The following is a 1799-nucleotide window of genomic DNA, read 5'->3' on the forward strand; positions in this document are numbered from 1 at the left end:
CGATTGGGCAATCTACAAACTTGTTATCATCCTGATCTTTGATCAGTCCCCATTTATAATACGGTGTAACCCAGATTCCATTCGAAAGATTGAGAAGGAGCTCTATGATGTTAGTAGCAAGAGAGGGAGAATAAAACTTACCAAGTACCTCTTCATATTCTTCCAGGATTTCATTGGATATACCAAACTGAAATTCTTTGTTTTTTAACCCATCAAAGAGCCAGCGTGTGTTAGCTTGCCTTGGGATGCTCACGAGAAGGCAATTAGTGTCAATTACAAGGATCAAGAAGCCAGATATTCAGTTCGGTTGTGAGTTTTCAATGCCTCGTCGAGTTTCCCCAGATCTTGTCCATTTCATCGTCGATCTGCTTCGCGAAGTAGTCGGAAAGCATTTGTTTGATCTCACTCTCTTGTTTCGCATTGAGCTGTCTCTCGAACATACGCAACATGAACCGCTGCATGTCATTCAATTTAGTCATCTGTTCCATTTCCAGTCTCTTTGATAATTGTACAACTTAACATAGTTTTTTAAAATAAACGTTCTCAGGCAAAAGCAATTATTTTAAGGAAAGGAGGAAAGGAGGAAAGGAGGAAAGGGAGGAATGGGAGGAAGGAGGAAGAATTTACGTTTTTCCATCCTGCCTTTCCTCCATCGTCCCTTTCCTCCTTTTTTCTATCCACCCTTTCCTCCTTCCTCCATTTTCCCTTTCCTCCACCGTCCCTTTCCTCCATCCTCCTTTCTCCCTACTTTTACTCCCTTACCGAAAATTACCGTGCATCAGAATTATTACTTTTTGAAACAACTCGCGGCCAGGCTTCATCAGGAGCTGGCGGGGAAATATTTTATTGAAGCATTCAGTCAGGAGAAGGATGAACTGATCCTTGTTTTTGCAGAGTCCGCCCAGGATGAGACTTTGTTGGCGCCATTTTTCATCAAAGCCACGCTTACTTCCCGCTTTGCCTGTCTCAGCTTTCCCGAAAAGTTCGACCGAGCGCGGAAGAATTCGGTCAATCTTTTTACTGATTTTAAATTTCAAAGGATAGATCATGTACGTGTTTTTGAAAATGAAAGAGCTTTTGAAATCCGGTTTGAGACTGGTAATGCATTGGTCTTCAAACTTTTTGGCAATCGCTCTAATTTGATTTCATTTGATAGTGCTGGGAATGTAATGCAGCTTTTTAATAATAAACTGGCTGCGGACAAATCACTTAATATCGCTGCGCTTGACCGCCAGATAGACCAGTCTTTTCCTGCGTACGTCAGAAATGAGCTGGATCACAAGCCACTGTTCCCGACTTTTGGTAAACTGGTTAATGCATATTTAACCGAAAAATTGAATGGACTTGAAACAGCAGAATCTCGCTGGCAAATAATTCAGGACACAATACAAGAACTTAACTCGCAGCAATTTTTCCTGGTGAAAGTGGACGGAGAACCTGTGCTATCGTTGATTGAAACGGGCGAACCGATCCAGCAATTTACTGATCCGATTGCGGCATTGAATGCTTTTTACATCACCTATATCCGCCTGAGTGGAATTGAAAGAGAACGAGCGGAATGGATCAGGGTACTTAGGAAGCGCGTGCAGCAGACAGACAACTATCTTGAAAATACATTTCAGAAGCTGGTTGAGCTGGAAAGTGCAGTTAAAAATGACGAGATCGGAAATATCATCATGGCCAATCTGCACGCGATCCCCGAGCGCGCCGAGCTTGTAGAACTCTTTGACTTTTACCGGGAAGCGCCGATCCGTATCAAGTTGAAAAAAGAACTTTCCGCCCAAAAGAATGCGGAGAAC

Annotated in this window: 4 protein-coding genes; 1 reads left to right on the plus strand and 3 read right to left on the minus strand. The window is 42.8% G+C overall.

What is annotated here, in order from left to right; translation table 11 throughout:
• The 3 genes from ACTIE6_RS19320 to ACTIE6_RS19330 all read right to left on the minus strand — a co-directional run.
• Positions 1 to 253 (minus strand): PIN domain-containing protein (locus ACTIE6_RS19320; RefSeq protein ID WP_439558203.1); only part of this gene is annotated, 253 nt, incomplete at its 3' end.
• 64 nt (positions 254 to 317) lie between these two features.
• Positions 318 to 488, minus strand: a complete 171-nt coding sequence (locus tag ACTIE6_RS19325; RefSeq protein ID WP_439558204.1) for a hypothetical protein — start codon at positions 486 to 488, stop codon at positions 318 to 320.
• Between the two features lie 55 nt (positions 489 to 543).
• The gene (locus ACTIE6_RS19330) at positions 544 to 732 is read right to left on the minus strand and encodes a hypothetical protein (RefSeq protein ID WP_439558205.1); all 189 of its coding nucleotides are present in this window, start codon (positions 730 to 732) and stop codon (positions 544 to 546) included.
• A 62-nt stretch (positions 733 to 794) separates the two neighbouring features.
• Between ACTIE6_RS19330 and ACTIE6_RS19335 the strand changes: the two genes are divergently transcribed.
• The coding region (locus ACTIE6_RS19335) for an NFACT family protein (protein ID WP_439558206.1) at positions 795 to 1799 on the plus strand (1005 nt) is incomplete at its 3' end.

This window comes from Dyadobacter sp., from assembly GCF_051859145.1.
In the GTDB taxonomy this organism is placed as follows: domain Bacteria; phylum Bacteroidota; class Bacteroidia; order Cytophagales; family Spirosomataceae; genus Dyadobacter.